This window comes from Arthrobacter oryzae, from assembly GCF_037911235.1.
GTDB lineage: Bacteria > Actinomycetota > Actinomycetes > Actinomycetales > Micrococcaceae > Arthrobacter > Arthrobacter oryzae_E.
In genome coordinates this window covers 115,288-141,395 of the sequence record NZ_JBBLYW010000065.1, presented here as the reverse complement: position 1 = coordinate 141,395, position 26,108 = coordinate 115,288, and the positions used below count along the sequence as shown (strand labels likewise).

The 26,108-nt window shown below is 65.0% G+C and carries 23 protein-coding genes; 17 read left to right on the top strand and 6 right to left on the bottom strand.

What is annotated here, in order from left to right; translation table 11 throughout:
• Positions 1-48: 48 nt before the first annotated feature.
• Positions 49-900 (bottom strand): DUF3097 domain-containing protein, encoded by an 852-nt coding sequence (locus WMN78_RS17605; protein WP_340535027.1) that lies wholly within the window; start codon positions 898-900, stop codon positions 49-51.
• Positions 901-1,159: 259 nt separating this feature from the next.
• Between WMN78_RS17605 and hrcA the strand changes: the two genes are divergently transcribed.
• The 3 genes from hrcA (at position 1,160) to WMN78_RS17590 (ending at position 4,193) form a co-directional block, all read left to right on the top strand.
• Complete coding sequence (gene hrcA, locus WMN78_RS17600; protein ID WP_340535025.1) at positions 1,160-2,173, top strand: heat-inducible transcriptional repressor HrcA; 1,014 nt, start codon at positions 1,160-1,162, stop codon at positions 2,171-2,173.
• Between the two features lie 113 nt (positions 2,174-2,286).
• Positions 2,287-3,414 (top strand): molecular chaperone DnaJ, encoded by a 1,128-nt coding sequence (gene dnaJ / locus WMN78_RS17595; RefSeq protein WP_305941155.1) that lies wholly within the window; start codon positions 2,287-2,289, stop codon positions 3,412-3,414.
• A 2-nt stretch (positions 3,415-3,416) separates the two neighbouring features.
• A complete protein-coding gene (locus WMN78_RS17590) occupies positions 3,417-4,193 on the top strand; it encodes a 16S rRNA (uracil(1498)-N(3))-methyltransferase (RefSeq protein ID WP_340535024.1) in 777 nt (258 codons plus the stop codon).
• Between the two features lie 39 nt (positions 4,194-4,232).
• Here the strand turns inward: WMN78_RS17590 and WMN78_RS17585 are convergent, their stop codons facing one another.
• Positions 4,233-5,195 (bottom strand): GerMN domain-containing protein, encoded by a 963-nt coding sequence (locus WMN78_RS17585; RefSeq protein WP_340535298.1) that lies wholly within the window; start codon positions 5,193-5,195, stop codon positions 4,233-4,235.
• A gap of 370 nt (positions 5,196-5,565) precedes the next feature.
• Between WMN78_RS17585 and WMN78_RS17580 the strand changes: the two genes are divergently transcribed.
• The 5 genes from WMN78_RS17580 (at position 5,566) to WMN78_RS17560 (ending at position 11,061) form a co-directional block, all read left to right on the top strand.
• The gene (locus WMN78_RS17580; protein ID WP_340535023.1) at positions 5,566-6,654 is read left to right on the top strand and encodes a PhoH family protein; all 1,089 of its coding nucleotides are present in this window, start codon (positions 5,566-5,568) and stop codon (positions 6,652-6,654) included.
• Complete coding sequence (ybeY, locus tag WMN78_RS17575; protein WP_340535022.1) at positions 6,651-7,124, top strand: rRNA maturation RNase YbeY; 474 nt, start codon at positions 6,651-6,653, stop codon at positions 7,122-7,124. Before WMN78_RS17580 ends, ybeY begins: the two co-directional genes overlap by 4 nt.
• Complete coding sequence (locus WMN78_RS17570) at positions 7,121-8,464, top strand: hemolysin family protein (protein WP_340535021.1); 1,344 nt, start codon at positions 7,121-7,123, stop codon at positions 8,462-8,464. The genes ybeY and WMN78_RS17570 overlap by 4 nt, the downstream gene beginning before the upstream one ends.
• Positions 8,448-9,407: a GTPase Era gene (era, locus tag WMN78_RS17565; protein ID WP_340535020.1), complete on the top strand. Its 960-nt coding sequence runs from the start codon at positions 8,448-8,450 to the stop codon at positions 9,405-9,407. The genes WMN78_RS17570 and era overlap by 17 nt, the downstream gene beginning before the upstream one ends.
• A gap of 82 nt (positions 9,408-9,489) precedes the next feature.
• Positions 9,490-11,061, top strand: a complete 1,572-nt coding sequence (locus WMN78_RS17560; RefSeq protein WP_340535019.1) for an LCP family protein — start codon at positions 9,490-9,492, stop codon at positions 11,059-11,061.
• Between the two features lie 113 nt (positions 11,062-11,174).
• Here WMN78_RS17560 and WMN78_RS17555 read toward each other — a convergent pair whose 3' ends face one another.
• Positions 11,175-13,127, bottom strand: a complete 1,953-nt coding sequence (locus WMN78_RS17555; protein WP_340535018.1) for a M13 family metallopeptidase — start codon at positions 13,125-13,127, stop codon at positions 11,175-11,177.
• Between the two features lie 254 nt (positions 13,128-13,381).
• Between WMN78_RS17555 and leuA the strand changes: the two genes are divergently transcribed.
• From leuA to WMN78_RS17540, 3 genes are all read left to right on the top strand, one after another.
• The gene (gene leuA / locus WMN78_RS17550) at positions 13,382-15,121 is read left to right on the top strand and encodes a 2-isopropylmalate synthase (RefSeq protein ID WP_340535017.1); all 1,740 of its coding nucleotides are present in this window, start codon (positions 13,382-13,384) and stop codon (positions 15,119-15,121) included.
• A gap of 99 nt (positions 15,122-15,220) precedes the next feature.
• The gene (gene recO, locus WMN78_RS17545; protein ID WP_340535016.1) at positions 15,221-15,976 is read left to right on the top strand and encodes a DNA repair protein RecO; all 756 of its coding nucleotides are present in this window, start codon (positions 15,221-15,223) and stop codon (positions 15,974-15,976) included.
• Positions 15,977-15,978: 2 nt separating this feature from the next.
• Positions 15,979-16,800, top strand: coding sequence for an isoprenyl transferase (locus WMN78_RS17540; protein ID WP_340535015.1), 822 nt, complete (start codon positions 15,979-15,981; stop codon positions 16,798-16,800).
• Between the two features lie 7 nt (positions 16,801-16,807).
• On the opposite strand, the gene WMN78_RS17535 is transcribed toward WMN78_RS17540, so the two are convergent.
• A complete protein-coding gene (locus tag WMN78_RS17535; protein WP_340535014.1) occupies positions 16,808-17,893 on the bottom strand; it encodes an alpha/beta hydrolase in 1,086 nt (361 codons plus the stop codon).
• Positions 17,890-18,900, bottom strand: coding sequence for an alpha/beta hydrolase (locus WMN78_RS17530; protein WP_340535013.1), 1,011 nt, complete (start codon positions 18,898-18,900; stop codon positions 17,890-17,892). Before WMN78_RS17530 ends, WMN78_RS17535 begins: the two co-directional genes overlap by 4 nt.
• A 124-nt stretch (positions 18,901-19,024) precedes the next feature.
• Here WMN78_RS17530 and WMN78_RS17525 point away from each other — a divergent pair, with 124 nt between their 5' ends.
• Positions 19,025-20,098, top strand: coding sequence for a quinone-dependent dihydroorotate dehydrogenase (locus WMN78_RS17525; protein ID WP_340535012.1), 1,074 nt, complete (start codon positions 19,025-19,027; stop codon positions 20,096-20,098).
• A 78-nt stretch (positions 20,099-20,176) separates the two neighbouring features.
• Here the strand turns inward: WMN78_RS17525 and WMN78_RS17520 are convergent, their stop codons facing one another.
• Positions 20,177-20,776, bottom strand: coding sequence for a DUF3043 domain-containing protein (locus tag WMN78_RS17520; protein WP_340535011.1), 600 nt, complete (start codon positions 20,774-20,776; stop codon positions 20,177-20,179).
• 131 nt (positions 20,777-20,907) lie between these two features.
• On the opposite strand from WMN78_RS17520, the gene WMN78_RS17515 reads away from it, so the two are divergent.
• The 5 genes from WMN78_RS17515 (at position 20,908) to WMN78_RS17495 (ending at position 26,073) form a co-directional block, all read left to right on the top strand.
• Positions 20,908-22,338, top strand: coding sequence for a dipeptidase (locus WMN78_RS17515; RefSeq protein WP_340535010.1), 1,431 nt, complete (start codon positions 20,908-20,910; stop codon positions 22,336-22,338).
• A gap of 150 nt (positions 22,339-22,488) precedes the next feature.
• Positions 22,489-22,878: a HesB/IscA family protein gene (locus WMN78_RS17510; protein WP_011692062.1), complete on the top strand. Its 390-nt coding sequence runs from the start codon at positions 22,489-22,491 to the stop codon at positions 22,876-22,878.
• A 186-nt stretch (positions 22,879-23,064) separates the two neighbouring features.
• Positions 23,065-23,937 carry a cytochrome c oxidase subunit II gene (gene coxB, locus WMN78_RS17505; RefSeq protein WP_340535009.1) on the top strand — a complete coding sequence of 291 codons (873 nt, stop codon included), beginning with the start codon at positions 23,065-23,067 and terminating at the stop codon, positions 23,935-23,937.
• A gap of 10 nt (positions 23,938-23,947) precedes the next feature.
• On the top strand, positions 23,948-25,675 hold the full coding sequence (ctaD, locus tag WMN78_RS17500; RefSeq protein WP_214951366.1) for a cytochrome c oxidase subunit I: 1,728 nt from the start codon (positions 23,948-23,950) through the stop codon (positions 25,673-25,675).
• On the top strand, positions 25,672-26,073 hold the full coding sequence (locus tag WMN78_RS17495; protein WP_340535008.1) for a cytochrome c oxidase subunit 4: 402 nt from the start codon (positions 25,672-25,674) through the stop codon (positions 26,071-26,073). Before ctaD ends, WMN78_RS17495 begins: the two co-directional genes overlap by 4 nt.
• The last annotated feature ends 35 nt before the right edge of the window (positions 26,074-26,108 follow it).

Below are 26,108 nucleotides of genomic sequence, written 5' to 3'. Positions count from 1 at the left end.
GCAACAACCGCCGTATCAAGAATACTGGCTCAGGAGCGCAACTTCGCCCTACGGGACCGTAAGGAAGTCGATGACCTCTTCCACCCGGCCCAGGAGCGACGGTTCCAGGTCCGCGTAACTGCGGACTGCACCCAGCAGCTTCTGCCAGCCGAGGCCGATGTCTTCCTTGGTCTCGTGCGGCCAGCCGAAAGCCGTCAGGATCCCGGTCTTCCAGTCCACGCCCCGCGGGATGACCGGCCACGCGTCAATGCCGAGGACGGCCGGCCGGATGGCCTGCCACACGTCCACGTACGGGTGGCCCACAATCAGGACGTTGCCGGCAGCGCCAGGGGACGCCATTACGGCGTCTGCGATCCGTGATTCCTTGGAATTGGCAACCAGATGGTCCACGAGCACCCCCAGCCGCCGGCCGGGGCCGGGCCGGAAGGCGGCCACTGCCGCGGTGAGGTCGTCAATGCCGTGCAAAGGCTCGACGACGATGCCCTCGACGCGCAGGTCGTCACCCCAGACTTTTTCCACGAGTTCGGCGTCGTGCTTGCCTTCCACCCAGATGCGGCTGGCTTTGGCCACTTGCGCGCGCTGGCCCGCCACCCGCACGGAACCGGACGCCGTCCGGCCGGCTGCCGCGGAAGCTGCCTGGACGCGGGGCGCAGGGGGCATCAGCCGGATCGGCAGGCCTTCCAGGAGGAACCCGTATCCGAGGCGGAACGTACGTGACTTGCCGCGCCGGTCCTCCAGGGCCACAACGTGCATGCCGCCGGACTTTTCCACCCGGGTGACAGCCCCCACCCAGCCGGACTGGACGTCTTCCAGCACCATGCCACGCTCAACCGGCACTTCGGGAAGCTCCGCTTTCCGGGGGGCCGTGATGTCTTGCGGGCCCCAGTTCTGGTACGACATCGGATAGACACAACCTTGCGCTAGAAAAAGTGAAACAGAAAGTGAAACAGGAGAACTGAACAGGCCGGCCCTGGCTCCATGGAGTGCACGTCCAGTTCCGCGCCGGAGTTTCGCCCGGAGCGGTACCAATGCTAACAACGGGGCGACTCATATTAGACTGGTTAGCACTTAGACATGACGAGTGCTAACGGGTGCCCGGGAATGTGCGCATGGCGCCGTGCCGGGGCCGCAGCCCGGCAAAGCCGATCGGAGGTGGAGAATGAGCGAACCACGCAAGCTTGAAGTATTGCGCGCCATCGTGGAGGACTACGTCCATTCCCGCGAACCTGTGGGCTCCAAGGCACTGGTGGAGAGGCACCACCTTGGGGTCTCCAGTGCCACCATCCGCAATGACATGGCAGCGCTGGAAGACGAGGGCCTGATCACGGCGCCGCACACCAGCGCCGGCCGCATCCCCACGGACAAGGGCTACCGGCTGTTCGTCGACCAGATTTCCGCCGTCAAGCCACTGTCGCAGGCTGAGCGCCGCGCCATCCAGACGTTGCTGGAAGGGTCGGAGGACCTGGACGATGTCCTGGAGCGCACCGTGCGGCTGCTGTCGCAGCTGACCAACCAAGTGGCCGTGGTGCAGTATCCGCACCTCAGCCGCGCCATGGTGCGGCACATCGAGTTTGTGCTGCTGGCCCCGCGCCAGGTCTTGGCCGTTCTCATTGCGGACACCGGAAAGGTCGAGCAGCGGGTCATAGACGTCGGGCAGGAACTCAGCGACGAGGCCCTCGCAGGACTCAGGTCACGGTTCCTGAAGAGCCTGGCGGGGACGCCGCTGAGCCTGCTCCCGCAGGCGCTGCCCGCCGTCGTCGCCAGCTGTGAACCCTCCCGCCGGCATGCCGCCCAGGCCCTGGCCCGCGGCCTGGACGCCCTTGCCAACAGCACCCGCGAGGAGCGGATGGTCATGGCCGGCACCGCCAACCTCGCACGGTCCAACGTTGATTTTCCGCTGAGTATCGGCCCGGTCCTCGAGGCCCTCGAGGAACAGGTGGTGATGCTCCGCCTCCTCAGCGAAATGGCGCAGGACCCCCGCGGCGTGACCGTCAGCATCGGCCGGGAGAATCCGTACGACGGCCTTGCGGAAGCCTCGGTGGTGGCCACGGGCTACGGTCCCGGTTCCAGCGCCAAGGTGGGCGTACTCGGCCCCACCCGGATGGACTATCCCACCACCATGGCCGCGGTCCGTGCCGTGGCACGCTACCTTTCCAGGATCCTCGGACCGTAAACGGTAATACATCAGCCACCCAGGCCTTCCGTGTCCCGGCTTCCGGGGGACGGCAGCAGCATCATAGACACCAAAGGCATTACAGGCAGTACAACCAGGAAGAGATACGAACTTTGAGCAGCCACTACGACGTTCTTGGAGTCTCACCCGAAGCGACGGGCGAAGAGATCAAGAAGGCCTACCGAAAGCTTGCGCGCACCTTGCACCCGGACGTGAACCCGGGTGAGGATGCGTCAGACCGCTTCAAAGCCGTCACGCACGCCTATGAAGTGCTGTCCGACCCGCAGAAGCGACGTGTCTATGACACCACCGGCAACGAGAACGGCACCGATAACGGGTTCGGCGGGGCCGGCTACTCGGGACAGGGCTTCGCCTTCCAGGACATCTTCGACACCTTCTTCGGCGCCGGCGGCTCGGCCGGCCCGGCCTCGCGGGTCCGCCGCGGGCAGGACGCCCTCATCAGCGTCCGCATCGACCTCCGCGACGCCGTCTTCGGGGTCAACAAAAAGCTGGAAGTGGACACTGCCGTCACGTGCCCCACCTGTGAAGGCTCCTGCTGCCAGCCCGGGAGCCACCCCGTGCGGTGCGACATCTGCGGCGGCAGCGGCCAGGTCCAGCGGGCCGTCCGCTCCATCCTGGGCCAGGTCATGACTGCCGCGCCCTGCGGCTCCTGCGAAGGCTTCGGAACCGTCATCAAGGATCCCTGCAACGAGTGCAACGGACAGGGCCGCATCCGCAGCCGCCGTTCACTGACGGTCAAGGTCCCTGCCGGCGTCGCCACCGGAACGCGCATCCAGCTTGGCGGCCAGGGCGAAGCCGGACCCGCCGGCGGACCCTCCGGCGACCTGTACGTGGAGATCCGGGTCAACAACGACGCCACCTACGTACGCGACGGCGACGACCTCCACGCGACCCTGCACATCCCGATGACTGCCGCAGCCCTCGGCACCGAGCTCAGCCTGGATACTTTTGACGGCCAGCAGGAGATCGACGTCAAAGCGGGCACCCAGTCCGGTGAGGTCATCACCCTGCGCGGGCTCGGGGTCACCCACCTCCGGGGCTACGGCCGCGGCGACCTGAAGGTTCACCTGCAGGTCGAGACCCCTGCCAAACTTGATGCCGCTCAGGAAGACCTGCTCCGGCAGCTCGCCAAACTGCGGGGCGAGCAGTACACCGAGGGAAAACTCTCCGCCAGCGGCGGAGTCTTCGCCAAGCTGCGGGACCGGCTCGGTAACCTGTAGCGGTGAGCAACCCGGTCTTTTTCGCAACACCGGGGGCCTTGGACGAACAGGTCCCCGGTTCACGCTTTGTCCTGCAGGGTGCGGAGGCGCGTCATGCGGTCACCGTCAAGCGGATCACCGTAGGGGAGTCCGTTGACATAGCGGACGGTGCCGGCAAGAGGCTCACCGGTACCGTCGCCGCCGTCGGCCACGCTGAACTGACGGTGGAATGTTCGGTCCTCGAAACGGAGGAGCGCCCGGACCTGCGCCTGGTCCTGGTCCAGGCGCTGGCAAAAGGGGACCGCGACGAACTCGCCGCTGAAACAGCCACCGAACTGGGGATCGACGCCATCATCCCGTGGCAGTCGGAACGCTCCATCGTCCGGTGGAAGGGGGAACGCGCCGCCAAGGCCCACGCCAAGTGGCAGTCCGTGGTGACTGCTGCCGCCAAACAGGCGCGGCGGGCGTGGATTCCCGAGGTTCGTGCCGCCGTCGACGGTTCCGGGCTGCAGGCCGCGGTTTCCGCGGCGGACCTGGCGATCATCCTCCACGAGGATGCCGTCCGTCCGCTCCGAAGGGTCCTGGAGTCATGGCGCGACGGCGACGGCGGGACGCCGGTTTCGGTGCCCCGCGAAATACTCCTCATTGTGGGGCCCGAGGGCGGCATCAGTCCGCGGGAGGTCACAAGGCTCTGCGGCGCCGGCGCCGTAACGGCCCTGCTGGGGCACCACGTGCTCAGGTCGTCCACGGCAGGACCGGCCGCCACAGTGCTCGCCAGCGATATCCTGGGCCGCTGGTAGCAGAGTCCGCTTGCAGCTGGGGCCGGCGGCGCTCAGCCGCTATTCGACCTTGAAGGTGCGGGTGTCCACATTCATCTCCCGGTCGGGAGCTCCCGGGTCGATCTGTGAAACGCGGATCTCATAGTTTCCCGGCGCCAGGTTCACGTTCAGCGAGAAAAGCCCTGGCTGGTTCTGCTCTGCCGACGCCGTCACCTCACCGCCCAAATAGGCCGTCTTGTCGCTGCTGCCGGCAACTTTCAGGATCTTCCACCGAAGTTTCGCCCCCGGAAGCGTGCTCCGTCCGCTGATCTTGACGCTGCCGTCGGCAACACCCGCGCCTTCCTGGGGGTCGATGATCCAGACCGGGGCCACCATGCCTGCGCCGCGGGGAGTCGGGGTGCCAAGCCTGACGTGGTTGAAGGCGAGGTAATCAGTGTGTCCGTCCACCAGGATCACCACCTGGATCTGCTGGCCGGCGTCCACCAGCCCGGAGCTCGCACCGGCGGCCGTTGCCGTGTACACCAGTTGCTGGATGGCCCGTTTGGCCATGTCTTCGTCGAGGTTGCTGTTGAAAGCATCCGGTGAGACGTCCACCGTAATGACGTTCTTGCCGGAGATCGAGGTGGCCAGCTTCCTGGGGTCTTGCCAGGGAGTGAAGAAATCCGGATCCAGCGGCTTGTCCGACATCATGGAGCGCAAGGCCCTGGTTACCGGATTTTCCTGCTCGGGGACGTCACGGAACTCGCGGTACAGAAAGACGTTTTCGTTGCTGCGCCCGATCCAGTACACGGGGGCCTTGTTGGAAGCCTGGGTGGTTTCCAGCGGTGCACTGGTGCTGGGAACCCCGGCGGTGGCGGATCCGGTCACCGTCTGGGGCGTGCTGGCTGCGGTGGTTGCAGCGGGCTGGGGGGTGGCCACACAGGCGGAGAGCACCATGGCCGCGGGCAGGACAAAGAGGAGAGCGGCGGATCGGGTCCGCCTGCCTCCTGCTGCCGTCCGGCGTCGTGGATTCCTGATCTCCATGGTGCTCCGGGTCCCCGCCCTGTCCCTGTCAACGTTTTCGGTGTTTTCTCCTGCCGGCGCAACGCCGGCGGATTCCAGCATTGCATAGACTCCCCGGCGCTCAATGGCGTTTGCCCGGGCTCTGCCGAACTGCAACGGGAACGATATGAGGCCGATACGAAGTTGATACCTAATGACGGGAACCTGCAACGAAACGGTTGCCTCCGGACGCCTGCCTCCCATGATCCGCGGCCTTCGCACGGCGTACTGGCGTAAGATGGTAGGACTCGGCCAAGCACGGAGCCCGGCGCTGAAGCGGCGACGGCGAACTGACCGGCCGGAGAGACACATTTCCTAACTGGAGGGGACCAGAGGCCCGCAGGCCGGCACCATGACTGAAGCAACAAACGGAAGGCCCCGGTTCAGCGCCGGTGAGCGCACCACAGGTGAATTTCCCCATAGTCTTCCCGGTGTCCGGACGGAGGTGGTCATCTTCGACAACTCCGAACAGATGGTTCAGTCCCTTGGCAGCCACGACGAGGCCCTCCGCTTTATCGAGGAACAGTTCCCGGCCGTCGACTTCCATGTCCGTGGCAACGAACTGGCCATCAGCGGCCCCGCCGCCGACGTCCCCAGGATCATGCGGCTGCTCCATGAAGTGCGCGGGCTCGTTGACCGGGGAACGGTTATTACGCCGGCGGTCCTCCAGCAACTCGCGGCCCTGCTCCGGAGCCAGTCGCTCCAGAACCCGGTCGAGGTGCTGACGTACAACATACTTTCGAGCCGCGGCAAGACGATCCGGCCGAAGACGCTGAACCAAAAGAACTACGTCGATGCCATCGACGCCAACACTGTGATCTTCGGAATCGGACCGGCCGGCACCGGCAAGACCTTCCTGGCCATGGCCAAGGCTGTCCAGGCCCTGCAGCAGAAGGAAGTAAGCCGCATCATCCTCACCCGGCCCGCTGTGGAGGCGGGTGAACGGCTGGGCTTCCTGCCGGGGACGCTCAGCGACAAGATCGATCCGTACCTGCGTCCCCTCTATGATGCCCTCCACGACATGATGGACCCGGAGTCCATTCCCCGCCTGATGGCGGCGGGCACCATCGAAGTGGCTCCGCTGGCGTACATGCGCGGCCGGACCTTGAACGATGCCTTCATCATCCTTGACGAGGCCCAGAACACCACCCCCGAACAGATGAAGATGTTCCTGACGCGCCTCGGGTTCGGCTCCAAAATGGTGGTTACCGGGGACGTCACGCAGGTGGACCTGCCCTTCGGCACCCGTTCCGGCCTCCGGATCGTGGAGGAAATCCTGCAGGGTATTGAAGACGTGAACTTCACCGTGCTGGACGCCTCGGACGTTGTCCGCCACCGGCTTGTGGGCGACATTGTCAACGCGTACGGCGTTTGGGACGAAGCACAGAGGAACCGGGTGAAGCATTCCGTGCCCCGGGAGAAGCGGGAAGAGCACGCATGAGCATCGAAGTAAACAATGAATCAGGCGTCCGGGTGGACGAAGCCCAGCTGGTCGCACTGGCCCGGTTCGTGTTCGAACGCCTGTACATCCACCCCCAGGCTGAGCTGTCCATCCTCCTGGTGGACGAACCGGCCATGGAGAAGCTGCACCTTGAACTGATGGATGAGCCTGGAGCCACGGACGTGCTGTCCGTTCCCATGGACGAACTGACTCCCGGGACGCCGGACAAGCCGACGCCCCAGGGCATGCTCGGCGACATTGCCGTTTGTCCGCAGGTCGCGGAAGTACAGGCCCGGAACGCCGGACATTCCACCCAGGACGAGATGCTGCTGCTCACCACCCACGGGATCCTGCACCTCCTGGGCTACGACCACGCCGATCCCGAGGAAAAAGAAGAGATGTTCGGCCTGCAGCGCGAACTGCTTGAGGGTTTCACCGGTAAAGAAGCCCCCTCAGAGACGATTCAGTGACCCCACTGATCCTCGTTGGCATGGCGCTGGTTTTCCTCAGTTTCGCCGCCCTGCTGACCGCGGCCGAGTCCGCATTCAACTTCCTGCCCCGCCACGACGCCGAAGAAGCTGTGCTTCGAAGCAACGGCCATGCCCTGAAGCGCATCCTTGACCAGCCGGTGGCGCACATGCGTTCACTGAGGTTCTGGCGGATCTGGTTCGAAATGGCCTCGGCCGTGGCGGTCGCGGTCCTCCTGCACAGCCTCCTGGACAGTGTCTGGCTCGCAGGGCTGGCCGCCACCGGAATCATGGCCCTCGTGGGCTTCGTGATCGTGGGCGTGTCACCGCGGCAACTGGGCCGTGCCCACGCGGCCGGCGTTGTCAGGTTCACCGCGCCCATCATTCGCTTTCTCTGCTGGATTCTTGGCCCCGTCCCGGGCTGGCTTGTCGCCGTGGGCAGTGCCGTGGCACCGGGCGCACGCGGCGGCGACGAAGCTTCCTTCAGTGAAGAGGAATTCCGCGAACTGGTGGACCGCGCCACGGAATCGGACATGATCGAGGACAACGAGGCGGAACTGATCCAGTCCGTGTTCGACTTCGGCGACACCCTGGTCCGGGCAGTGATGGTGCCCCGGACGGACATCCTCAGCATCGACGCCGGCTCGAGCCTGCACCGCGCCATGTCCCTGTTCCTGCGGTCAGGTTATTCGCGGATTCCCGTCATCCGGGACAATACGGACCAGATCCTTGGCATCATCTACCTCAAGGATGTTGCTGCCGCCCTACACAGCCTCGGACCGGACGAGGAACCCCCCATCGTGGACGACCTTGCCCGCGAAGTCCGGTACGTTCCGGAGTCCAAACAGGTCAGCGACCTGCTCCGCGAGCTGCAGAAGGAATCCACGCATGTGGCAATCGTCATCGATGAGTACGGCGGAACAGCCGGCCTGGTGACCCTCGAGGACCTGATCGAGGAAATCGTCGGCGAGATTGTGGATGAATACGACACCGAAAGCGCCGAGGCCGTGGCACTCGGTGACGGCAGCTACCGCGTGAGTGCGCGGATGGGCATCGATGACCTCGGTGAGCTTTTTGATGTTGAACTCGACGACGACGAAGTGGACACCGTGGGCGGCCTGCTGGCCAAGGCCCTCGGAAGGGTCCCGATCGTCGGCAGCACCGTCGAGGTTGACGGGATCTCGCTGCGGGCGGAACGCCTGGAAGGCCGCCGCAACAGGGTCAGCCACATCATCGCGGCGCCCGTTGCAATGGGCGCTGTTCCAGAACAAACTGACCTTGAAGACCTACTCGACGAGGCCAAAACAACGCAACAGGGAGTTCCACGTGAGCAAGCAGAATAAAGCGGATGCCGGGGAAGCCTTCGGTGGCTTCCGTGCCGGATTTTCCATCCTTGTGGGCAGGCCGAACGCCGGTAAGTCCACACTGACGAACGCCCTGGTGGGCAAGAAAGTGGCCATCACCTCGGCAAAGCCGCAGACCACGCGCCACACCATCCGCGGCATCGTCCACCGCGATGACGCCCAGCTGATCCTCGTGGACACTCCCGGCCTGCACCGGCCGCGGACGCTGCTCGGCAAACGGCTCAACGACCTCGTGGCGGACACGCTCTCCGAAGTGGATGCCATCGGCTTCTGCCTTCCGGCCAACGAGAAGATCGGTCCCGGTGACCGATTTATTGCCGCGCAGCTGGCCGCCGTCGGCAAGAAGCCCATCATTGCCATCGTGACGAAGGCCGACCTTGTCGACCGGCAGGCACTGACTGAACAGCTCCTTGCCGTCGCCGCCCTGGGGCGTGAAGTCCTCGGCGAGGAGGGGTGGAAGGACATCGTTCCGGTATCGGCAACGGACGGCTTCCAGGTGAATACCGTAGCGGATGTCCTCATCAGCCACATGCCGCCGTCGCAGCCGCTGTATCCGGACGGGCACCTGACGGACGAGCCCGAAGCCGTCATGGTGGCCGAGCTGATCCGGGAGGCCGCCCTAGAAGGGGTCCGCGATGAGCTTCCGCACTCCCTGGCCGTGGTGGTAGAGGAGATCGTTCCGCGTGAGGGCCGGCCCGAGGACAGCCCGTTCCTTGACGTCCGGGTAAACCTGTACGTCGAGCGGCCGTCCCAGAAAGCCATCATCATCGGTAAAGGCGGCGCCCGGCTGAGGGAAGTCGGCACCAATGCGCGCAAGGGCATCGAAGCGCTGCTCGGAACACGGATCTACCTGGACTTGCACGTCAAGGTGGCCAAGGACTGGCAGCGGGATCCAAAGCAGCTGGTCAAGCTCGGTTTCTAGCCGGACCCCCGCGTCGGGCATTTTCCCAGTCTGGGCCACTAAAATGGACCGAACCCCGTTTTATAGAGGAAGGTAACACCACGTGGTGCGACCCCGAGACACTCCCGGACAAGGCATTGGTTCGCCAGCGTCCGACGCCGCCGCCCGGCATTCGGACAACAAGGCGATAGGCCCGGCCCGGCACCTCGGCGCCCTGCGGGGGAAGCCCGCCTGGTTCAAGGTGATCAGTGCCATGGTGGCCCTCCTCCTGGTCGGCGGTCTGGCTTTCGCCGCCTTCTGGGTCATCCGTTTGCAGATGAACATCAGCAAGGCGCCACTGGGTGCCGGCAGCAACCGCACCGAGGATCCCGTCAATGACTCCAAGGACAGGATGCAGATCCTCATTCTGGGCTCCGACACCCGGGACGGCAAGAACTCCGAATACGGTACGGCCGAGGATTCCACCGGCTACGGCCAGTCGGACGTCATGATGATGATGGACATCTCCGCTGACAACAAGCGGGTCAGTGTCATCAGTTTTCCGCGCGACCTCCTGGTGGACATTCCGGAGTGCACGGACCAGAAGACCGATCAGGTCTTCCCCGCACAGACCGGTGTGATGATCAACGAAGCCATGAAGCAGGCCGGCATCGGCTGTGCCGTGGACACAGTGAACAAAATTACCGGGCTTGAAGTCGACCACTTCATGATGGCGGACTTCAACGCGGTGAAGGAGCTCTCCAACGCCGTGGGCGGTGTGGAAGTCTGCATCAGTGACGCCGTTTACGATCCCGACTCCCGCCTGCGCCTGCCTGCAGGGAACTCGCAGGTGCAGGGCGAGCAGGCGCTGGCATACCTGCGGACCAGGCATGCCTTCGCGGACGGAGGCGACCTGGGCCGCATCAAGGCGCAGCAGGGTTTCCTGTCTTCGCTCACCCGCAAGATCAAGGATGACGGCACCCTCTCCGATCCGCAGAAGATGCTGAAAATTGCCGACGTCGTGACCCAGAACCTGACGGTGGACGACGGCCTGGCCTCGGTCCCGTCGCTGGTGACCATCGGCAACCGGCTGAAGAACATCGACATCAGCAAGGTCGCCTTCGTGGCCGTTCCCACCACACCGGCGCCATCCGACCCCAACCGGCTTACCGTCGCGGAACCCGCTACATCGCAGCTGTTCGCTGCGATGCGCAAGGACGTTGACCTGACGGACCCGACCGCCACTCCCACTCCCACGCCGGAACCGAGCGAGTCGGCGCCCTCCCCGTCACCGTCGGTGCCGACTGAAACAGCGCCGGCCTACGACAAGGCGCTGCAGCCCGTAACGGTCGCCAACGGAACGGGAGTTCCGGAGCGGGTCCGGGAGATCACCGAGGCGATCGTCGCCGGCGGCTTCACCCAGGTGGCGCCGCTCACGGCGCAGCCGGTGGAAAAGACGGCGGTGTACTACGGACCCGGCTTCGAGGGCGTGGCGGCGGATGTCGCGGCACTCCTTGAAATTCCGGCCACGCAGGTGCTTCCCGCGGCTGGTGTCAGCGGCGTGCAGGTCTACCTGGGTACCGATTTCATGTCCGGAACCAAGATGGGAGCGGCCCCGCTGCCCACTGACATTGTCAATCAGACTGCCGGCGACACCGTCTGCCAGCAGGCAAACCCGGAGCTGATCGTCCGCTAGCGGCGGTTGCGCCTGCCGGGTGCCCGCACCGTCCGGGTCCTGCACCCACCGGAAGAGCCGCGGGCCGGCCACAGTCTGTGGCCGGCCCCGCGGTTCTCTCTGTTGCTCTTCGGTCACCAGATGCTGACGCGGTCCTCCGCGGGCATCCACATGCCGTCCTGCTCCGCCACTCCGAACGCTTCATGGAAGGCATCCAGGTTCTTGGCGATGGCGTTGGTGCGGAACTCATTGGGGGAGTGCGGGTCCGTGGCGAGCCGGCGGATGGCCTCCTCGCTCCGGATCACCTGACGCCAGCCGGCAGCCCAGGAGGCAAAGAACCGCTGCTGTCCGGTCATGCCGTCCAGCACGGGAGGCTCCGCGCCGTCGAGGCTGATCAGGTAGGCCTTGTAGGCGATAGTGAGCCCGCCGAGGTCGCCGATATTTTCGCCGAGGGTCAGCTTGCCGTTGACGTGGTGATCCGGCGCTGCGCTGGGTGACAACGCGTCGAACTGGGCCACCAGCTTGGACGTCAGGGCTTCGAAGGCTGTCCGGTCCTCCTCCGTCCACCAGTTGCGGAGGGCGCCGCCGCCGTCGAACTGTGAGCCCTGGTCATCAAAGCCGTGCCCGACCTCGTGCCCGATGATGGCGCCGATGCCGCCATAGTTGACGGCGTCGTCGGCGTCGGCTGTGAAGAACGGGGCCTGCAGGATTGCCGCCGGGAACACGATCTCGTTCAGGAGCGGGTGGTAGTACGCGTTGACGGTCTGCGGCGTCATAAGCCATTTGTTCCTGTCGACCGGCTTGCCCACCTCGTCCAGGTGCCGGTCCACGTCGGCATTGTGGGCCCGTTCAACGTTTCCGAGGAGGTCGGCGGGGTCGATCTCCACTGCGGAGTAGTCGATCCACTCATCCGGGTAGCCGATCTTGGCGCGGAATGCTTCGAGCTTTTTGAGGGCTTCGAGCTTGGTGTCCTCGCTCATCCAGGCCAGGCCGGTGATGCTTTGCCGGTAGGCCTCGATGAGGTTGGACACAAGGGTCTGCATGCGGGCCTTGTGGGTTTCGGGGAAGTGCCGGGAGACGTAGATCTGGCCGACCGCCTCGCCCAGGGACGCCTCGACGACGGCGACGCCGCGCTTCCAGCGGTCCTTGTTGCGCGGCGTCCCGCTGATGGTGGTGCCGTAGAACGCGAAGTTCGCATTCACGAACTCGGCCGAGAGATAAGCGGCCGCTGAGCTGACCACGCGCATGGCCAGCCAGTCCTGCCATGCCTCCACTGGCTCGGAGTCAAGCAGGGCGGCAGCCCCGGCGAAGAAATCAGGCGTGCTGACCACCAGCTCCTGGCGCTTGTCCGGCACGATTTCGGCGGCCTCGAACCAGGCATCCAGCAGCGGGAACAGCCCGCGGGCCTCGGCGGCGGTTTTCAGGTTGTACGTCTTCTGCGGATCCCGCAGCGTCACGTTGTCCCAGTGGTGCGAGGCAAGGGCCGTCTCGAGGCGCACCACGCGTTCCGCGGCGCCTTGCGGATCCGTGCTCCCTGCGAGCCCGAGCATTGTCCCCACGTGGTCCCGGTAGGCCGCGACTATGGGAGCGAACTTCTCTTCGCGGTAATACGACTCATCCGGCAGGCCGAGGCCGCCTTGCCCGGTGTAGAGCAGGATCCGGTCCGGGTTTCCCGCGTCGGGCGCCGGGTAGATGTAGAAAAGCCCGGATACGTCGGAACGGAAGAGTTTTCCTGCCAGTTCGATGACGTCCGCCGCGGACGTCGTGGCGTAGACCGAGGCGAGCCGTTCCCGGATGGGTTCCATGCCTTTGGCCTCGACAGTGGCTTCATCCATGAAGCTGTTGTAAAGGTCCCCGACCTTCCGTTCGATGCCGGTGGCTTCTTCGCCGCGCCCGGCGGCTTCTTCGATGATTTCCCTGACCGCCAGCTCGGAGCCGTCCCGCAAGGCCGTGAACGTACCTTCAAGGGGCCGGTCATCAGGGATGGTGGTGCTCTTCAGCCACGCGCCGTTGATGTGCTGGTACAGGTCATCCTGCGGCCGCACGGTGTGGTCGATATTGGACAGGTCGATCCCCGAGTTTGGCACAAGTGCTCCTTCAGGTGAAGGCTGCCGCCGGCGCTGGCCCCGGTGGCAGCGTCTGCATAGTGGACGTTGCTGGAGGTGGTGCTCCTTCATCTTACGCACCCGTGTTACTGTGAAATGGTGCGCGCAGAACTGCTTCTTCTTAGCTGCCGCGGCGAGGCCTCAGACGCGATCTAGCGCAAGGCCAATCCTCGTCGCGGAGTTTGTGTTGCCCGGCCACCTTTCACACAGGAACCACAGAAAAGGCCCCGATAGTAATGCGAAACGCACAGAAGCCCTCCGGAATGCCCGTCCACCGCTACCTGCCGTTCCAGGACCAGATCACCGTTGAACTGCCTGACCGCACATGGCCGGACAAGGTCATCACCAAGGCGCCGCGCTGGTGCGCCGTGGACCTCAGGGACGGCAACCAGGCCCTGATCGACCCCATGAGCCCGGCCCGCAAGATGAAGATGTTCGACCTGCTGGTCCGCATGGGCTACAAGGAAATCGAGGTCGGCTTTCCGTCCGCCTCGCAGACTGACTTCGACTTCGTCCGCCAGCTGATTGAAGGCAACCACATTCCGGACGACGTCACCATCCAGGTGCTGACGCAGGCCCGTGAACACCTGATCGAACGGACCTACGAATCCCTGGTCGGCGCCAAGCAGGCCATCGTCCACCTCTACAACTCGACGTCAGTCCTGCAGCGCCGCGTGGTGTTCAACCAGGACGAGGACGGCATCCTGGACATTGCGCTGCAGGGCGCACGCCTGTGCAAGAAGTACGAGGAAACGCTGGCGGACACGCACATCACCTACGAGTACTCCCCGGAATCCTTCACAGGCACGGAACTCGAATACGCCGTCCGCGTCTGCAACGCTGTGGCCGACGTCTTTGAGGCCTCGGCTGACAGCCAGGTCATCATCAACCTGCCGGCCACGGTGGAAATGGCCACACCCAACGTCTACGCCGATTCCATCGAGTGGATGAGCCGCCACCTGCACCCCCGCGAGGGCATCATCCTCTCGCTGCACCCGCACAACGACCGCGGCACCGGTGTTGCCGCTGCCGAGCTGGGTTACCTCGCCGGCGCGGACCGGATCGAGGGCTGCCTGTTCGGAAACGGCGAGCGGACCGGCAACGTGGACCTGGTCACGCTGGGCCTGAACATGTTCGTCCAAGGCATCGATCCCATGATCGATTTCTCCGATATCGACGACGTCCGCCGCACCGTGGAGTACTGCAACCAGCTGCCGGTCGCGGAGCGTTCGCCCTACGGCGGCGACCTCGTCTTCACGGCGTTCTCCGGCTCGCACCAGGATGCCATCAAGAAGGGCTTCGAAGCGCTCGAAAGGGACGCGGCGGCCGCCGGCAGGGACGTCGCCGACTACACGTGGCAGGTCCCGTACCTGCCGGTCGACCCCAAGGACCTGGGCCGCAGCTACGAAGCGGTCATCCGCGTCAACTCGCAGTCCGGCAAGGGCGGCGTGGCGTACCTGCTGAAGAACGAGCACAGCCTGGACCTGCCGCGCCGGGCGCAGATCGAGTTCTCCGGCGTGATCCAGAAGCAGACGGACACCGTGGGCGGCGAGGTCAGCGGCGCCCAGCTCTGGCAGCTCTTCCAGGACGAGTACCTGCCCTCCAGCAAGGAGGACGGCCAGTGGGGCCGCTACTCGCTGGGCTCGTTCAGCACGGAAACGGACGACGACGGCGCCATGACACTGCACGCGACAGTCACCGTTGACGGCGTCCAGGCCCGCCGCACCGGATCCGGCAACGGCCCGATCGCGGCGCTGCTGGCGATCCTCGGGCAGGACGGCGTGGACGTCCGGGTCCTGGACTACAGCGAGCATGCCCTCTCGGAGGGCGGCAATGCCCGTGCGGCAGCGTACGTTGAGTGCGCCGTCGGCGAGCGGGTGCTGTGGGGCGTCGGAATTGACTCCAACACCACCACGTCGTCGCTGAAGGCCGTCATCTCAGCCGTCAACCGTGCGGTCCGGGACGCCCGGGCCTAAGCCCAGGCTAATCATTCGATCCGCTGAACCGCTGCGCCCCCGGACTGGTCCGGGGGCGCAGCGTCCGCGTTTTCCAGAAGGTCAGTGCGAAGATTAACCGTGGCCCAACAATCCTCCTTCTCTGCGCGCGCCTACCGTGACGATGCCGTGGTGCTGCGGACCCACAAGCTGGGCGAAGCGGACCGCATCATCACCCTCCTGACAAAGCACCATGGCCAGGTCCGTGCGGTGGCCAAGGGAGTGCGCCGGACGAGCAGCCGCTTCGGTGCCCGCCTGGAACCGTTCATGGTGGCGGACCTGCAGCTCATTTCCGGACGCACTTTGGACATTGTCACGCAGGCGGTGGCCAAGGGCGCCTACGGCGGCAGCATCGCGGCGGACTACGGCCGCTACACTGTTGCGGCCGCCATGACCGAGACGGCCGAAAAGCTCACGGACGTGGACGGCGAGGCCGGAACGGCGCAGTACAACCTCCTGGTCGGCGCGCTTGCCTCACTGAGCCGGGGCGAGCACACCCCGGAACTCATCCTCGACTCGTATCTTCTGCGCGCACTGGCCACCGGCGGATGGGCGCCGAGCTTCACCGTGTGTGCCCGCTGTGGAGCGCCTGGTCCGCACACCGCCTTTTCAGCGCCGCTGGGCGGCATGGTGTGCGCCAACTGCCGTCCGCCGGGATCGCCCGCGCCCGCAGCCGAAACAGTTTTCCTGCTCGGAGCACTTCTGACGGGGGACTGGACAACGGCTGACGCCTCCATCGCCGTCCACCGGCGGGAGGCTGCCGGTTTGGTGGCCAGCTATCTGCAATGGCATCTTGAACGTGTGCTGAAATCCCTCAAACATGTGGAGCGTAGCTGACAGTGGCCCTTGGAAAGAAGAAAACTCCCGTCCGGCAGCGGACCACACCGGTGACAGCACCGTATCCGCACAGTTCCGGGGCGGTGCCGCCGTCGATCCCCGAAGAATTCATCCCGCAGCATGTGGCGATTGTGATGGACGGCAACGGCCGCTGGGCCAACCAGCGCGGGCTGCCCCGGATCGAAGGCCACAAGGCGGGCGAGCCGGCGCTGCTGGACGTTGTCGCGGGGGCCATCGAACTGGGCATCAAGTACGTCACCGTCTATGCCTTCTCCACCGAGAACTGGCGGCGTTCCCCGGAGGAAGTCCGCTTCCTGATGGGTTTTAACAAGGATGTGCTACGCCGCCAGCGGAACCAGCTGGACGAGTGGGGTGTGCGGATCCGCTGGTCCGGGCGCCGTCCCAGGCTCTGGGGCTCCGTGATCCGGGAGTTGGAGGAAGCAGAGGAATACACCCGGGGCAACAGCACGTGCACGTTGACCATGTGTGTTAACTACGGCGGCCGCGCGGAAATCGCGGACGCGGTCTCGGCCATTGCCGAAGACGTCGCGGCCGGCAAACTCAAACCGGGCGCCATCACCGAACGGACCATCCAGAAGTACCTCGACGAACCGGACCTTCCCGACGTCGACCTCTTCCTCCGGAGCTCCGGAGAACAGCGGCTCTCCAACTTCATGCTGTGGCAGTCCGCCTACGCGGAATTCGTGTTCATGGACACGCTCTGGCCCGACGTCGACCGCCGGACCCTGTGGGACGCCGTCGAAGTCTATGCCCAACGGGACCGCCGCTACGGCGGTGCGGTGGATGCCGCCCCGCAGACCTGACAGGCCGTTAGCCCGGCTGCGAATGCAGCCAGGCCACCAGGTCCCGGTAGGCCTCCTGGCGTACCTCGCGGCGTGAAAGGAAGATGTCGTGGATGGCCCCCGGATAGCGGTAAACGGCAGTCCGGCGGCCCAGGCCGAGGGCACGGCGTGCAGTCTGTTCCACATCAATCACGGCGTCCGCGACCATCAGCTCCTCAGACCACTCGGCCTGGATTCTGGTGCGGTCCGACAGCATCACCAGGACCGGCGCCGCGATGTCCAGCCGGCGTTCGACGGCTGCATGTCCGGCCAGGACCGCGCGGGTCCAGCCCGCACGGATGGGGAACGACGCCGTCGGGCGCCACTGCGGATCCAGGAACCACTCGCCGTGGGCCTGGTCGCTGACGCTCTCCCAGTACCCGGGCATTTCCGGAAAACGAAACGGCCGCCGAGGATCCGTCCGCGCGATCGGCTCCACGAGGTGCATGGCGATGTTCCGGATCAGGCTGCTGCCCTGGAGCTCCAGCCATGGCGCATTCAGGACGAGACTCCCCAAGGCGCCCGGATGGCGGTCTGCCCACAGCGCCCCGATCAGCCCGCCCAGTGAATGCGCCAGCATGTGGACGGAAGGTTGCCCGGCCAGTCCCGTGCGCTCCGCCACATCCGTCCTGATCACGTCCACGGCGGCAGCGATGTCGTCGTCATAGACAGCCAGGTCAGTGGTGTAGCCCGGCGTCTGCCAGTCCCGCAGGCTGCGGCCGAATTTCCGTAGGTCCAGCGCATAAAAGTGCAGTCCGTGGGCGCCGACGTATTCAGCAAGTTCGGACTGCAGGAAGTAGTCCGCCCAGCCGTGGAGGTAGAGGACGGCTCCGGGCTGTCCGGAATTGTTGTGCGCGGGCGGGTCCGCGGCCGGCCAGGCGAACGGCCGGAAGCCGCCGTTCCGCAGCACCGAAAGAAAGCCGGGCGGACCCGCATGCGCGGCCGGCACATACCGCACCAGCGTGGCACACACCGCGCCTTCGTCGTCGTCGGGCAGGGGCAGTTCCAGGCGCTCGAATCCTGCACCAAGCTGGTCGGGCTGCCACGGCGCCGCGACCGGCGGCGCCGCCTTCACTCCTGGCCGCTTTCGTCCATTACGTATCCCCGGATCCAGCGGTTCAGCCGGGCATAAGCGTCCGCCCGGACGTGGGGCGGAGACAGGAAGACGTCATGGAGGGCGCCGTCGATCCGCTCCAGGGTCACCGTCCGGCCCAGGGCCATGGCCCTGATCGCAATGGTGTTCACGTCCAGTACGGCGTCGGTTCTCCGCATGGCTTCGGTCCAGAACATGCCGTTTTCGCTGGCTCCGGACAGGAGGACCAGGATGGGAATATCTATCCGCAGTCCGCGGGCCACCCGGGAATGCCCGGCCAGAACCGCGCTGAGCCAGGCCGCGCGTACGGGAAAAGCCAGCGGAGGCCGGTATTTGTTGTCCAGTGTCCACTCACCCTCGGCCTCGCTGCTGATGCTTCGCCAATAGAAGCCGCGCTCCGGCAGCCGCAGCACAGCCTCCGGCCGGTACTTCGCCAGCGGCCCCACCATGGATCTGGCAGCGCGCCGGACCAGTGAACTGCCGTGCATTTCCAGCCACGGGCTGTTGAGGACCAGCTGGGCAGCGCCGCCAGGATGCCGACTGACCCACAGCGCAGCGATGAGGCCGCCGGTCGAGTGCCCCATCAGGGTCAGCGGCGGCTTGCCGGCCTGCTCCGGCCAGAGGGATCCGATGATCCCGATGGCCTTGCTGATTTCGGCGTCGTAGTCGTCCAGGTCGGCTACGTAGCCGCCATGGGTATCAGGCTGCAGGCTCCGCCCGTGGTTGTGCATGTCCAGGGCAAAAAACTCAAAGCCTTTGTCCGTCCAGAAACGCGCCAGTTCCACATTGAAGAAGTAGTCACTCCAGCCGTGGAGGAACAGGACGGCCCGGCGGGGGAGTGGACGTTGTTCAGACCGGCCGGTCCCGCCCGCTTCGGCCTTGGGCACGTGCCGCACCAGGGTGGCCGTGCGTTCCACGCCGTCGTCGCCCGTGGCCTGGTAGGAGCAGGCTTCGAAATCGTCCCCCAGGATATCTGTTTGCCACCTCATTTGATCAGCCTAGACAACGCAGGCCGCAGCAGCGAACGGATCGGGGGCATGCCTGACGCGTCACACCGCCGGCCGGGGTGTGCGCCGGTTTGGTCTCCGGAGCCTGAACCGGAAAACTGGAGTCATGCGCGTATATCCCACCTTCTTCCGCTTGGCCTTTTCATGGATGGACGCCGAACGCGCCCACAAGATCGGCTTCCGTGCCATCAGGCTGGCCCACAGCTCCGGGGCGGGCAAAGTGCTGGCGAAATTCACGGCCCCCGCTCCGTCGCTTCAGACCGAGGCCTTCGGCATCACTTTCCCGTCGCCTTTTGGCCTCGCTGCGGGCTTTGACAAGGAAGGGCACGGCATTGAGGCGTTGACCGAACTCGGGTTCGGCCATGTCGAGGTGGGAACCATCACCGGGCAGGCCCAGCCCGGCAACGAAAAGCCGCGGCTGTTCCGCCTCATTGAGGACAAGGCTGTGATCAACCGGATGGGATTCAACAACGACGGCGCCACCGCCGTCGCCCCCCGGCTCAAGTCCGCGAGGGCTGCTTTGCAGCGCCGGCACCCCGGCGTCCGTCCGGTGATCGGCGTCAACATCGGCAAGAGCAAGGTGGTGGAGCTCGACGACGCCATCAGCGACTATCTCATCAGCGCCCGCAGCCTGGCGCCTGCAGCGGACTACCTCGTGGTCAACGTCAGTTCCCCCAACACGCCGGGGCTCCGCCTGCTCCAGAACGTTGAAACCCTGCGCCCCCTGCTCAAAGCCGTGGGAGAGGAAGCGGACGCCGCCGCGGGCAGGCATGTCCCGTTGCTGGTGAAGATCGCCCCGGACCTGACCGACGAGGACATCGACGACGTCGCCAGGCTCGCCCTGGACCTTAAACTGGACGGGATCATCGCCACCAACACCACGATCGGCCGGGAGGGACTTACCTCCGACGCCGAAAAAGTGCGGGCATGCGGGCCCGGCGGACTCTCCGGCGCCCCCCTGAAGGCCCGGTCCCTCGAAGTCCTCCGCCGACTGAGGGAAGCCACCGGAGGTGCCCTCACCCTGGTGTCCGTTGGCGGCGTGGAGTCAGCCAAAGACGTCCAGGAAAGGCTCGACGCCGGCGCCGCCCTGGTCCAGGGCTATACGGCCTTCCTGTATGAGGGTCCGTTCTGGGCGGCACACATCAACCGCCAGCTAGCCAAGCACCCCGCCCGCCGCTGAGGACGTCAGCCGGGGGATCCGGTCCCGCAAACAAAAGTAGCCCCCGGCATCTTACCGGGGGCTACTTCGTGTCCTGAATCAGGAGGGGAAATCTCCGCGCTTGACGAGCGGCTTGGGAAGACGCAGGCGGCGGAACTGGAGGGAACGCATGGAGCCGTACCAGACAGTGCCGCGTTCCACCTCGCCGAACTTTTCGGTGAGGCGCTTCCGGAGTTTGCGGGACAGGATGAACACGTCAACAAACACCGCAAGGAACATGACCCAGAATCCGCCCAGAACATAGATCATGGCCTCGCTGGTGGAGGGAACCAGCAGTGAGACGATGACGAAAACCAGGGCGCCGAACATGAGGTACTCGCCCAGGCTGAAGCGGGCATCTACGTAGTCGCGCGCAAAGCGCTTCTGGGGGCCCTTGTCCCGGAGCGGCAGGAACTTTTCGTCACCGGTATCCATGGCCTGGCGCATCTTGATCCGCTGTTCCTGCACGGCCGCCCGCTCTGCTGCTTTTGAGGCCTTCCGGTCCTCGGGCACCAGGGGCCGCTTCCGCGCCGCTTCCTGTGCCTTGCGCTTGGGCGTCGGAGCGCCCTTGCCGAGGGCGGTATCCCGGGCCAGTGCCTCGGCTGCCTGCTGGTCAACTACGTCCTGCGCCGTCGGCGCTTCCTTTTTACGTCCAAACACCCCTACAGAATACCTTGCACACGCAGGCCAAAAGTCATATGTCACACAGCCGAGGCACCGACGGAACGGGGAAGGCGGCGGGCGGCCCCGCAGTGTTTCGTGTGGTCGCGGACACAGGTAGGGTTTTGGCCATGACTTCATCTCCGGCGGGGACCCCGCAAAAATTCAGCACAGGAATCGGCGGAATCGACGCGGATGCCCTGCGCCGGGCCGTACACGAGTCCTTTGACACCACCGTTGGGCAACTGAAGGACCTCGTAAAGATCCCGGGCGTCGCGTGGCCGAGCTTCGACCCGGCGCCGCTGGACCGCAGTGCGGAAGCGGTCGCGGAACTGGTGCGGGCTGCAGGCATCGAGGACGTCCGGATCCTGCGCTGCAACAAAGAGGACGGTACGCCGGGCGGGCCCGCCGTGGTGGCGCGCAGGGCGGCTGCCGAGGGTAAGCCCACGATTCTGCTCTACGCCCACCACGACGTTCAGCCGACCGGTGACCTGGCGCTGTGGGAGACCGAACCGTTTACCGCCGTCGAACGCGACGGCCGGCTTTACGGCCGGGGAGCAGCCGATGACAAAGCTGGCATCATGGCCCACATCGCCGCTTACGCCGCAGTCACCGAGGTGCTGGCCGATGAGCTGGGCCTGGGCGTGACGTTCTTCTTCGAGGGCGAGGAGGAAGCCGGCTCGCCTACTTTCCGTACCTTCCTCGAAACCCACCGCGAGCTCCTGCGCGCCGACGTGATTGTGGTGGCAGACTCCAGCAACTGGAAGGTGGGCATTCCCGCGCTCACCACCAGCCTGCGCGGTCTGGTGGACGGGACCATCGAGGTCCAGGTCCTCGAGCACGCCGTGCACTCCGGGATGTTCGGCGGTGCAGTTTTGGATGCGCCCACGCTGCTGTCGCGCCTGATCGCCACCCTTCACGACGACGACGGGAACGTGGCGGTGAAAGGCCTGGTCAGCAGGGACGACGTGTCGGTGGACCTGACCGAAGCGGAATACCGGGCCGACGCGTCGGTGCTGGACGGCGTTCGCCTGGCCGGTACCGGGACCATCGCTTCCCGGCTGTGGACCAAGCCGGCACTCTCGATCATCGGCTTCGACGCTCCAGCCGTAGACGTGGCCTCGAACACCCTGCTGCCGAGGGCCCGTGCCAAGTTCAGCCTGCGGCTGGCGCCGGGCCAGGACCCTGCCGACGCCATGGCTGCCGTGCAGCACCACGTCGAGTCCCATGCGCCATTCGGGGCAAAGGTGGTTTTCACCCCGGGGGAGAGCGGAAACTCCTTCCAAACGGACACGGGCTCCGCAGCTGCCGGGATGGCGATGTGGGCACTCGGCGAAGCCTGGGGCGTTCCCGCGGTGGAAATGGGCATCGGCGGTTCGATTCCGTTCATCGCGGACCTCACCGAGGTCTATCCGGACGTGCAGATCCTGGTTACCGGCGTCGAGGATCCCGACTCCCGGGCCCACAGTGCCAACGAGTCGCTGCACCTGGGCGACTTCCGCAACGCAGTCGTCGCCGAAGCCCTGCTGGTGGCACGACTCAACCACGAAGGTTCCGCCTGACAGGGAACATTCAGGGTACGGCCACGGTTACGTCAGCAGTTAGAGCTACACGCTGGATCGACGTAGCATGTAGCTATAGCCCATACCGTTTCCGTAGGGGCGGGCAACGCGCAAGCCGAGTCGCCACCACCGTCGTAAGAAGGTAGGCCAATGAGCACTACAACCAATGAAAATAGCGCCGCAGCCACCGGCACCGCGAGCGAAGAGCTGCCAACGCACGAGGTCAAGCTGACCGACGTCGCGGCCGGCAAGGTCCGCAGCCTGCTGGAGCAGGAAGGCCGCACCGACCTGCGGCTGCGCGTTGCTGTCCAGCCGGGCGGCTGCTCCGGGCTGATCTACCAGCTCTACTTCGATGAGCGCCTGCTCGACGGAGATGCCGTGCGCGACTACGACGGCGTCGAGGTCGTTGTCGACAAGATGAGCGTCCCGTACCTGAGCGGCGCAAGCATCGACTTCGAGGACACCATCTCGAAGCAGGGGTTCACCATTGACAACCCCAACGCAGGCGGCTCGTGCGCATGCGGAGATTCTTTCCACTAACCCGGCTCTTTTGCCCCATGACTGCTTGCTTTCGGCACCGGTGGAAACCGGTGCCGACGCACGGTGCCGACATGTGAGCGAAAACCCCCGGGGAGCGGTAAGCTCTACATCGAGTAGTAAAACTTTTAGTGTGCCCGGGGAGCCATCTACGGCCCGGGCAACAGCAACAAGTAGGAAGGGCCGTCTGTGAGTTCGCAGAACCGAACCGGCAGCCGACGCAAACAGATCACTACGATCACTGGCTTGGCACTAGCCGGCGCGTTGGCTTTGACTGGATGTTCACCAGAGGTACAGAGAGGCTGGCTGCCCACCGAGCGTGGCACCACCAATCACACTGACCGCATCATGGACCTCTGGGTCAACTCATGGATTGCCGCCTTGGTCGTCGGCATCATTACCTGGGGACTCATGGTCTGGTGCATTGTGGCCTACCGCCGCCGCAAGGGCACCGTGGGGTTCCCGCGGCAGACCAGCTTCAACCTCCCCCTCGAAGTCTTCTACCTGACCATTCCGCTTTTCATGGTGCTGGTGTTCTTCTACTTCACCGACCGGGACCAGCAGGCCATTGACAACCGCTCCGAGCCGGCCGACGTCGTTGTCGACGTCCGCGGCAAGCAGTGGGCCTGGGACTTCAACTACAAGCAGGGCGACGTCATCACCGAAGACGTCCACGAAGCCGGCGTGCAGGCACACCTCACCGGTGCTGAAGTGGACAAGGAAAAGCTGCCCACCCTGTACCTCCCCGTCAACAAGTCCGTTGACCTGGAGCTGAACTCCCGCGACGTTATCCACTCTTTCTGGGTTCCCGCCTTCTTGCAGAAGCGCGACATGATCCCCGGCAAGACCAACTACATCAGGTTCACCCCCACCAAAGAGGGCACCTATGACGGCAAGTGTGCCGAACTCTGCGGCGAATACCACTCCGAAATGCTGTTCCGCGTGAAGGTGGTCTCCGAGTCGGAGTTCCAGGCGCACATGAATCAGCTGCGCCAGGACGGCAACACCGGCCTGATCGGTGAAGAGTATGACCGCAACCCGAACCTGAACGAAATTAAGTAAGGGGAGCGACGTGGCTACTTACACTCAATCCGCACCCGTCGGGACCCTTGGGGCTCCCGTCGTACCGAAGTCCAAGGGACGCATCGTCGTCAACTGGATCACCTCGACCGACCACAAGACCATCGGGTACATGTACCTGATCGCGTCCTTCGTGTTCTTCTGCTTCGGCGGCGTCATGGCCCTGCTGATCCGCGCCGAGCTTTTCGAACCCGGCATGCAGATCCTGCAGACCAAGGAGCAGTACAACCAGCTGTTCACCATGCACGGCACCGTCATGCTGCTCATGTTCGCCACCCCGCTGTTCGCGGGCTTCGCCAACGTGATCATGCCGCTGCAGATCGGCGCCCCCGACGTCGCCTTCCCGCGACTGAACGCCCTGGCCTTCTGGTTCTTCCTGTTCGGCTCCACAATCGCCGTCTCCGGCTTCATCACCCCGCAGGGTGCGGCATCGTTTGGCTGGTTCGCCTACGCACCGCTGTCCAACACGACCTTCAGCCCCGGTGTTGGCGGTGACCTGTGGGTCTTCGGCCTGGCGCTCTCCGGCTTCGGCACCATCCTCGGTGCGGTCAACTTCATCACCACCATCATCTGCATGCGCGCCCCGGGCATGACCATGTGGCGCATGCCGATCTTCACCTGGAACACGCTGGTGACGGCCATCCTGGTCCTGATGGCCTTCCCGCCGCTGGCAGCAGCCCTGTTCGCCCTCGGCGCCGACCGCAGGTTTGGTGCGCACATCTTCGACCCCGAGAACGGCGGTGCCGTCCTCTGGCAGCACCTGTTCTGGTTCTTCGGCCACCCCGAGGTGTACATCATCGCCCTGCCGTTCTTCGGCATCGTCTCCGAGATCTTCCCCGTCTTCAGCCGCAAGCCGATCTTCGGCTACAAGGGCCTCGTGTACGCAACCATCGCCATCGCGGCGCTGTCCGTCACCGTGTGGGCGCACCACATGTACGTGACCGGCTCGGTCCTGCTGCCGTTCTTTTCCTTCATGACCATGCTGATCGCGGTACCTACCGGTGTGAAGTTCTTCAACTGGATCGGCACCATGTGGCGGGGTTCCATCACCTTCGAAACCCCCATGCTCTGGAGCATCGGATTCCTGGCCACCTTCCTGTTCGGCGGCCTGACCGGCATCATCCTGGCGTCCCCGCCGCTGGACTTCCACGTCTCGGATTCCTACTTCGTGGTGGCACACTTCCACTACGTGGTGTTCGGCACCGTGGTGTTCGCCATGTTCGCCGGCTTCTACTTCTGGTGGCCGAAATGGACCGGCAAGATGCTCAACGAGCGCCTTGGCAAGATCCACTTCTGGCTCCTGTTCCTCGGCTTCCACGGAACCTTCCTGATCCAGCACTGGCTGGGCGTTGAAGGCATGCCCCGCCGGTACGCGGACTACATGCCGCAGGACAACTTCACCTGGATGAACCAGTTCTCCACAATCTCCTCCTTCGTGCTGGGGGCCTCGCTGATCCCGTTCTTCTGGAACGTGTACATCACCTGGCGCAGCAACGAAAAGGTCGAGGTGGATGACCCCTGGGGCTTCGGCGCTTCACTCGAGTGGGCCACGTCCTGCCCGCCGCCGCGCCACAACTTCACGTCGCTGCCCCGCATCCGCTCGGAGCGTCCGGCCCTGGACCTCCACCACCCGGAGCTCGCACAGTCGCACACCGTTGAGTCACCGGCACCGGCAGCAGCCGTGCTCGGCAACGCAGATCAGAAGGACACCGCCAAGTGAAGATCGAATCATGGATTTTTGGAGCCGGAGTCTTCTTCTTCGTGCCGGTCTCCGTGGTTTACGGATTCCTGACCAACTGGACCGAATGGGTCGGCATCCTCGGCGTACTGCTTGTGGGCGGCCTTGCCGGCATGATCGGTGCCTACCTTGGATTCACCGGCAAGCGCGTTGGACTGCGCCCTGAGGACCGCAGCGACGCCGAGATTCACGAAGGTGCCGGCGAGCAGGGCCACTTCAGCCCCTGGAGCTGGTGGCCGCTGGTCCTGGGACTTTCCTGTGCAGGCGGGTTCCTCGGCCTGGCAGTAGGATTCTGGATCGTTTACATCGCAGCGGGCCTCGCGGTCATCGCCCTCGTAGGCTGGGTCTACGAGTACAGCCGCGGCGACCACGCCCACTAAGCGACTACCGGCTAACTAAAAACGACGGCGGGCCC